The organism is Paenibacillus ihuae (assembly GCF_001368795.1).
Lineage (GTDB): Bacteria > Bacillota > Bacilli > Paenibacillales > Paenibacillaceae > Paenibacillus_AQ > Paenibacillus_AQ ihuae.
Genome location: NZ_LN831199.1, coordinates 405546 through 413677, shown reverse-complemented (window position 1 = coordinate 413677; position 8132 = coordinate 405546). Strand labels below are relative to the sequence as shown.

The 8132-nt window shown below is 52.7% G+C and carries 5 protein-coding genes and 2 pseudogenes; 3 read left to right on the top strand and 4 right to left on the bottom strand.

Features of this window, described 5'->3' with window-relative positions:
• Nucleotides 1–189 (bottom strand): annotated as a pseudogene (locus AQR02_RS21470) (hypothetical protein); the annotation flags it as partial.
• A gap of 164 nt (nt 190–353) precedes the next feature.
• On the opposite strand from AQR02_RS21470, the gene AQR02_RS21465 reads away from it, so the two are divergent.
• Nucleotides 354–1847, top strand: coding sequence for an MDR family MFS transporter (locus tag AQR02_RS21465; RefSeq protein ID WP_280818650.1), 1494 nt, complete (start codon nt 354–356; stop codon nt 1845–1847).
• Nucleotides 1848–1963: 116 nt separating this feature from the next.
• Here AQR02_RS21465 and AQR02_RS21460 read toward each other — a convergent pair whose 3' ends face one another.
• Entirely contained in the window at nt 1964–3397 is a 1434-nt protein-coding gene (locus AQR02_RS21460) for an FAD-dependent oxidoreductase (protein ID WP_054942460.1), read from the bottom strand.
• A 178-nt stretch (nt 3398–3575) separates the two neighbouring features.
• Here AQR02_RS21460 and greA point away from each other — a divergent pair, with 178 nt between their 5' ends.
• Nucleotides 3576–4055: a transcription elongation factor GreA gene (gene greA / locus AQR02_RS21455; RefSeq protein WP_054942459.1), complete on the top strand. Its 480-nt coding sequence runs from the start codon at nt 3576–3578 to the stop codon at nt 4053–4055.
• Between the two features lie 230 nt (nt 4056–4285).
• Nucleotides 4286–5214: pseudogene (locus AQR02_RS21450) on the top strand (AEC family transporter).
• Nucleotides 5215–5318: 104 nt separating this feature from the next.
• Here AQR02_RS21450 and AQR02_RS21445 read toward each other — a convergent pair.
• Both AQR02_RS21445 and AQR02_RS33150 read right to left on the bottom strand, forming a co-directional pair.
• Complete coding sequence (locus AQR02_RS21445) at nt 5319–6494, bottom strand: ATP-binding response regulator (protein ID WP_054942458.1); 1176 nt, start codon at nt 6492–6494, stop codon at nt 5319–5321.
• Between the two features lie 54 nt (nt 6495–6548).
• A partial coding sequence (locus AQR02_RS33150) for a response regulator (protein ID WP_245237658.1) occupies nt 6549–8132 on the bottom strand: 1584 nt, incomplete at its 5' end.

Genomic DNA, 8132 nt, shown 5'->3' with positions numbered 1-8132 from the left:
GAGCTCTTCGGCCAGCGCCTTAACACCAGTCTTATCGTGCCTGGAGAGATAATGGAGCAGCGTGTAGGACGAGCGGTCCAGTCCGCCATGTTTCTTGTCCAGCGTGGAACGGCGTATCAGGGTCATCATCTCATTGTTAAGGGCATCAAGATTTTTTTCATCCATTGGATTATTCAGTCCTTTGTTCAATACTCTTCTCCATAGTATAAGTGAAAATACAGGCGCACGGTTAAAAATGGCCGGCTGCTTTGAAAGTGCCATGAAACAAGTCACATTGACTTTCAAATCAATAGTTGTATAATACACATATATTATTGATTGTATTATACACCTATTTGATATAGAAAGTTGAAGTGAACCCATTGAATCAGCAAAAGGCAAATGCTTCATCGTTCTGGCTTATTATACTGGCGATATTTTTCGGCAATTTTATGGCGATCCTGAGCACGACGACCATTAATGTGGCCTTTCCGGTATTTCTGAAGGATTTTCATGCGGAAATCAGCACCGTCCAGTGGATGATTACCGGTTATCTGCTGGCTACTGGAGTTGTGGCTCCGGTTGTCGGCTATTTTGGCGACAAGTGGAGCTACAAATATTTGTACGTGTTTGCCTTGTCGGGCTTTACCCTCTTCTCCGGACTATGTACCGTATCCTGGAGTATTCATTCACTCATTACCTTCCGGATTCTCCAAGGGGTATTCGGGGGGCTGATTATTCCTACGACCATGACCATGATTTATCAGTTCATCGCCAAGGAGAAGCAGGCCTTTGCCATGAGCCTGTGGAGTCTGTCTTCCATGCTGGCTCCGGCATTCGGACCCACGCTGGGCGGCTGGCTGACCGGCTACTTCGGCTGGGAGTCCCTGTTCCTCATTAACCTGCCTATAGGGATTATTGCTATTGTAGTAGCCCTTAAATGCCTGCCCTTCCAGCGGAGCGCCGGTGTGTCCAAGAGCTTTGATCTGCCGGGTTTTGTAACGGTTATTCTCAGCAGTGCCTTCATTATTCTGGCCTTTAATAAAGGGAACGCCTGGGGCTGGACCTCCTGGAAGACGCTCTCGCTGCTGGTTACCGGGTGCATCACCCTGGCTTATTTCATCCGCAGAGAGCTGTCCCTGAAGGAGCCGCTGCTGAACCTGACCGTCTTCCGGCAGAACCGCTTCACGTACAGTCTGATCATTAACTGCATCATCACCGTCGCCCTCTATTCGGGGACGTTCCTGATTCCGGTCTTCCTGCAGGATATCCAGCAGTCTACTCCGTTGAAGACAGCTCTGGTGCTGCTGCCCGGCTCCATCGCCATGGCGGTATTATCGCCCGTGGTCGGCAAGCTGTATTCCAAGGTCGGCCCATTCTGGCTGATTCTCGGCGGTATTCTGCTGCTTAGCCTTTCAACCTGGGAGCTCAGCCACATTACAATGGCGGCTACACATACGTATATTGCCCTGTTGATGACGCTGCGCAATGTAGGGATCGCCCTGGCCTTTATGCCCGTGACTAATGCCGGGATGTCTGCCGTGCCCAAACAGATTACCGGGCATGCCTCATCTGTGACAAACTGGGTCCGCCAGGCGACGGGCGCACTATCCATTGCAGTGTTCAGCTCGCTGCTGTCCTCGCGGTCCCTTGTGCATCTGAAGGAACTGAGAGGTGATTCAGCTTCTGCTGCCGGCTCCATGCTGAAAGCGCAGGGAATGACAATGAGTGTGCAGGACATCTTCCTCATTGCCACGGTGGTCGGCCTGCTCGCCATTCCGCTGACCTTCCTGCTGAGAACAGGCCGGGGACATGGGGGAGCAGCCGCAGAGAAATCTGCTTCCGCCAAGCAGGAAGTGAAGGTGTAAAGAAGAATAAAGGGTATCCGAAAACAACAGCCTCTTCCGGCCCTGACGGGCGAAAGAGGCTGTTGTTGCAGCTGAGAGCTAATGAACGTTGAGCTAGGGATATTATAGTAGGAAGTTTAACGCAGAACAATTTTATATTGGGATTCGAGATATTGGTGGATCCTCTGGAAATCGGCGGCATTCAGATCAACCAGCCGCTTATTCTGCTCCCGTCCCAGAATGATTCCGATGGTTTGTGCTGCAAGAGCCGTAGTGGCCATGATCCGTGCACTGCCGTAGGCCTTGATGCTGGCGCCGACATTTTTTCCGGTAACAATCACATTGTCATAGGATTTCAGCTGGAATGAGCGCAGCGGGAGGCCATAACGGTCCGGTTTGCCGAAACCGATCCCCTTAGGAATATTCCGGGTTCCCTGCAGGTCGATGGAATAACCGCCAAGGCTGACATTATCCCAGAACATCCGTCTGGACATCACATCAGCATATTCCAGTACATACTTGGTCTCATAGCGGTTATAGTCGCGGATATATAGATACTCGGGAAATCCGTTCAGTTCGGCCTTGGCAAATCCGGGAATGTTGCTGCGCAAGAAGCTTAGGATAAACGGGGCCTCCGCTTTTGCCTTACTGATGGCCATTTCTACCGATTGGGGATTGGAGGGATCTACGTCGTATATAAGCAGGCCGTTAATGATGACTTGGCCGTTTTTTTGATAGGTGGCATTGAGTCCGCGCAGCTTCAGAAGCTTGTCCTTGGTTATATATTTGTTGGTAACATTGCTGAAGCCGGTAGCAAAATGCCAATCAACGTAGGTGTTGGGGCCGTATTTCTTACGGACATTGGTTAAAGGATAATCCTCAAGAATACTCTGGTGCAGCTTGGCCCAGTCCACATTCCTAAAATTAAGCATATAGGTTGCGGCCATATAGTCCGGCTTTTTGCCGTTATAAATGGTTTCCATCCCCGGAATCCGGGCTTCACCGAGTCTTGCGCTTAACGCGGCGTAATCGGTATTCTCCACCCAGTAACGGGCTTGAATCGTATGCTTAACACCGTCTTTGCCGTAGTAGACGAGGGAGTTCATTGTTTTGCTTTTACCCAGAGGCTCTGTACTAACGGCGTCAATGACGATACTGCTCTTCAAGGGAATCCCCTTGATCAGCTGGTCGTAATAGCGGTTGAAATCCGTGGCTTTGCGGATGGTACCGGCCTTATAGCTATTCATAAGGTTCTTAATTTCTCCCTGCACGAGGCTCCGCTGCTTATTGTCGTTCACATCATCCAGGAAGAACATTTGTCCCTGGATCAGCTCGCCGCCGGGTTTGCTACGGGGATCAAGGATTAGAACTTTTAATCCGGTCTTGCAGGCTTCACGGGCAAGCAGCACCCCTTGGATCTCACTCCCGATCACCACGACATCATAGGCTGGTGTTCCGGCAGGAGCTGCCTCTGCCCGGGCTGCGGGAAAGGATAAGTTCATAAGCGGCAGAAGGAGTGCGGCGATCAGACATGCTTTCATGACATTGAATCCTTTGTGTAAAGTTAACATTAGAATTTTGGACTCCTGACTGTATTAGATGTGTAACCACAATATTTTATATGATTTGGAATTTTTAGCCTGTATCAAAAGTGTGGCGTTTATCCGCGGCATCCACTTATTTTTTTCGCATGTTTAGGAAATATGGGGTAGAATACAATAAAGCAGGCAAAAATAGGAGTTGTGAAACATGTCCAATGAAGAAGTATTCTTGACCAAAGAAGGGTTGGCCAAGCTCGAGGAAGAGCTTAGGGAGCTCAAGGAAGTAGGGCGCAAAGAGCTTGCGGCCCGGCTTAAGCTGGCGATCAGCTATGGCGACCTGAAGGAGAACAGCGAATACCACTCGGCCAAGGAAGATCAGTCATTCATGGAGACCCGCATCATGATTCTGGAGAAAATGCTGACTAAGGCACAGATCGTTGATTCCAGCAGCATGGATCTGAGTGCAGTGAGCGTAGGCTCCATCGTAATTCTGAATGATGTGGAATACTCGGAAAGAATCGAATATAGAGTGGTGGGACCGGCTGAGGCCGATGTGCTGGATAACAAGATTTCGTACGAAAGCCCGCTGGGCAAAGAGCTTATCGGTAAAAAAGTTGGCGATATTATCAGCGTTAATGCTCCAATGGGCGTCATTAAATATGAGCTGCTGGAGATCAAAGCACTGTAATTAAAAAATCCCTGTTTCCGGGCCAATTGCCGGGGAACAGGGATTTTTTCTATATATAAGCTCCTAAACCATACGGTGTCCGCCATCCACATGCAGCACCGTGCCTGTTACAAATCCGTTATGTGCTGCCATAGGCATTGTCTATCAAGCATATTGTTTCCATATCTTAGACGGCTCCTGTTTACGGAGATATAGTAGGGATTAACTATAGAACAGAGGAGTCCTGGCCCGTGATTCATAGCGTATTGTCGACTTTAGTAGAGGTCATTGTGCCGCTGTCCATTCCCGTTACCGCCGGTGCGCTGCTGGGCCGTTACAAGAATTTAGATACCAAGCCGCTGCTGACGCTTTATCTGTATTTTTTGAGCCCGGCGATCATTCTGGATACGCTGGCTAAGGCTGAGATTTCCCTTGATGATGTTTATAAGACGCTTGCCTTTGCGCTGCTGAACTTGCTGTTCTTATGGATCGTGGCAGTATTGCTCGGCCGGATCCTGAGACTGGCTCCGCCGGAGGCAGCCGGACTGACCCTGATCTCCACCTTTACCAACAGCGTGAATTACGGGCTGCCGCTTGTACTGCTGGCCTTCGGCCAGCTGGGGCTCGACAAGGCATCCGTTTATGTCATCGCCCAGATGGTCATTGTCAATACGATCGGCGTGTATTTCGCCGCCAGATCGCAGTTTAATGTCCGCAGCGCCGTGAAATCGGTGTTCGCCCTGCCAGCCATCTACGCGGCGATTCTGGCTTTTCTGCTGCGGGCGCTCGGCCTGCAGCTGCCGCATGAGCTGGCCACAGGGGTGTCCATGGTGGCCGGGGCGTATTCGCCGGTGGTCCTGGCAATCCTCGGTGCCCAGATGGTCAAGGTCAGGCTGCCCACACGGAGCGCAATGTGCAGCTTGCCTTCTGGACGGGCCTGACCGTCCGCCTGCTGCTGGCTCCGCTGATCGCCTTGCTCGTCCTGCTCCTGCTGAATATCACCGGCACGCTGTTTTCGGTGCTGCTCATCCTGGCTTCCATGCCGGTCGCCGTCAATTCCGTCGTGCTGGCTGAACGCTTCGGCAGCTCGCCTTCGCTGGTCTCGCGCTGTATAGTCTGGACCACGCTGGCTTCCTTCCTTGTGCTGCCGGTGCTGATTGCCGCGGTAGGCAGTGTCTGAGCTGCCTACAGGCAAGTACGACAAACAAAGCCCCTCCTTCTCTGTGAGAAAGAGGGGCTTTGTGGCCATCAGAAATTGAAATTGCCGGGTTGGAGCAGCGGATCTTAATCCGGGCTGCCTTCGGTGACCTGAATCGTGAAGACAAACGCCGCGCCCTGCTCCATATCCGGCCGGGCGTAGATGGTACCGCCCATCAGCTCCACCAGCATTTTGCAGATCGAGAGCCCAAGGCCCGTCCCCTTGAACTTGCGGTCAATGGTCGCGCCGATCTGGGTGAAGGGCTGGAACAGATATTTCATTTTGTCAGCGGGGATCCCGATGCCTGTGTCCTCAATGACGAATTCCAGCTGCAGCACGCCATCCAGCACCTGTCTGAGGCCCGCATGGACCTTCACACTTCCGCTGGAAGTGAATTTAATCGCGTTACCGATCAGATTGTTGAGTACCTGTCTAATCCGGTTGGGGTCACCGACCAGCAGGTCCGGAATATTCGGGTCAATGAACATTTCCAGCTGCAGGTTGCGTTCCATGGCCAGCGCTCTGAACAGGTCGATCGTTTCCTTGAGGCAGGAGCGGAAGTTGAACAGCTCGTAGTCCAGCTCCATTGTGCCGGATTCAATCTTCGTGAAATCAAGAATGTGGTTGATGACAGACAGCAGCGCATGACCGCTGGTATGAATGATTTCAGCCATCTCCAGATCATCCGGCGCCAGCTCCGAGGTTCTCAGCACATCCGACATTGCGATAATGCCATTGAGCGGGGTGCGGATTTCATGGCTCATCATGGCGAGAAAGCCGCTTTTGATCCTTAGGGCAAGCTCAGCCGTCTCCTTCAGTTCCGTGAGCACGGTATTGGCCGACTCCAGCTCCTGCGATTTAATCTGCAGCTCTTTGCGGGTCTGGTACAGGCGGACGAAGCCGTCGATCTTGCTTTTCAGGACAAGGGGATGGAAGGGCTTCGTCAGAAAATCAATTGCTCCGGCTGAATAGGCCATCATATAGTTCTCCAGCTCAGAGGTAAGTGCGGTTAGAAAAATAATCGGGATATCCTGCGATTTTTTGCGCATTTTTATCCGTTTGGCCGTTTCGAAGCCATCCATGTCCGGCATCAGCACATCCATAATAATTAGCGCGAATTCCTGCTCCAGCAGGCATTTCAGGGCATCCATCCCGGAGGTTGCGCCAATCAGCTGATAGGGTGTGTCCGCGAGCAGGGCCTGAATGGAGAGAAATTCATCCGGCCGGTCGTCTACAAGTAAAATATTTACAGGATATTCCATAGTTCCTCCCACCGAGTCAAAATGTTCTGTAGGTCCGTTGCTGTGCTCCGGCAGTTACTGAATTAACCATACCTTGAGCACAGTGACCAGCTGTGTAGTGTTTATCGGCTTGGAGATGTAGTCGGAGGCACCGGCCTGCAGGCATTTGATCCGGTCCTCCTCCAAAGCACGCGCGGTCAGGGCTATAATTACCACCTGGTCATACTCGGGCCTTAAGCGGATATGCTTCATCGTCTCGTACCCGTCCATTTCCGGCATCATAATATCCATGAATACAAGCTGGGTTTCCGGATGCTGCTCCAGATGCTCCAGCGCTTCCCGGCCGTTCTGGGCAAAGCTGATCTCCATATTATAGCCTTCAAGCACACTCGAGAGCGCAAAGATATTACGCATATCATCATCCACGAGCAGAATGCTTTTCCCGGCAAAGGCGGCCTCCGGGTTATGCAGCTTCTCGATCAGCAGCTGTTTGTCCGGCGGCAGGTCGGCATGCTTGCGGTGCAGGTATAGCGCGGTTTCATCGAAGAGCCGCTCCATCGAACGCACATTCTTGATCACAATGCTCTCGGCGTAATGCTTCAGCCGCTGCTCGTCGGTCTTGCTGAGATCTTTTCCGGTATAGATAATGACCGGCAGGGTCTGCAGCTTGCGGTTGGTTTTGACCTGCTCGAGCAGATCAAAGCCGCTGATGTCGGATAAGCCCAGATCCAGCACCATGCAGTCAAAATGGTGGCTGCTCAGCTGCTCCATGGCTTCCCGCCCGGTACCGACGGCGACAATGCGCACATCGGGATGCGCGATGAACTCCACAAGGCTGCTGCGCAGCAGCTGGTTGTCCTCTACGATCAGCAGGCTTTTGACCGGACGCCGGATATACGTCTCAATCTGCAGGAAGGAAGCTTCCAGCTCGGCCTGATCGCTCGGCTTCTTCCAAAAGGAGAGGGCGCCCATCGCCAGGCTCTGCTGGTTCTCTTCGGTGGTTGAGATGACGTGCACCGGAATGTGGCGCAGCTCCGGCCGGCTCTTCAGCCGGCTGATGATCGACCAGCCGTCAAGAACGGGGAGGTGCAGGTCGAGCAGAATCGCATCCGGTTTGTAGGCATGGGCCAAAGCGAGACCCTGGTCGCCCTGGAAGGCCACAATCGCCTTGAAGCCCCTGCTGCGGGCCAGCTTCAGCAGAATCGCCGCGAATTCGGCATCCTCTTCGATAATCAGAAGCAGAGTGTCACCGCTAACGAGATTATTCCGGTCATCGTCCATTTCAGCGAACTGCAGCAGCTTCGGATTGGAAATCGAAATGTCCGGTACGAAGGACTCGCGGAAAGCAGAGTGGTCATTGACCTCAGGTTCCTGGTCAATGATCTCCATAGGGACCGCAGCTGCGAAGGAGGCGGCTACCTGGGCAAGGGCATTCTCATCAGGCAGCGCAGCGGGGATGGTCAGCGAGAAGGTGCTGCCCTTGCCTTCCAGGGAGTCGACCTCGATTCTTCCGCCGAGCAGGGTAGCCAGCTCACGGCAGATGGTGAGGCCCAGGCCCGTTCCGCCGTACTTGCGGCTGGTTGTGCCGTCGGCCTGCTGGAAGGCCTCGAAGATGCTGTCCAGCTTGGACGGAGCAATGCCGATCCCGGTGTCGCTGAC

Coding starts and splice junctions, on each gene's coding strand:
- AQR02_RS21460 (WP_054942460.1), bottom strand. CDS start 3,397: ATGTTAACTTTACACAAAGGATTCAATGTCATGAAAGCATGTCTGATC.
- greA (WP_054942459.1), top strand. CDS start 3,576: ATGTCCAATGAAGAAGTATTCTTGACCAAAGAAGGGTTGGCCAAGCTC.
- AQR02_RS21445 (WP_054942458.1), bottom strand. CDS start 6,494: ATGGAATATCCTGTAAATATTTTACTTGTAGACGACCGGCCGGATGAA.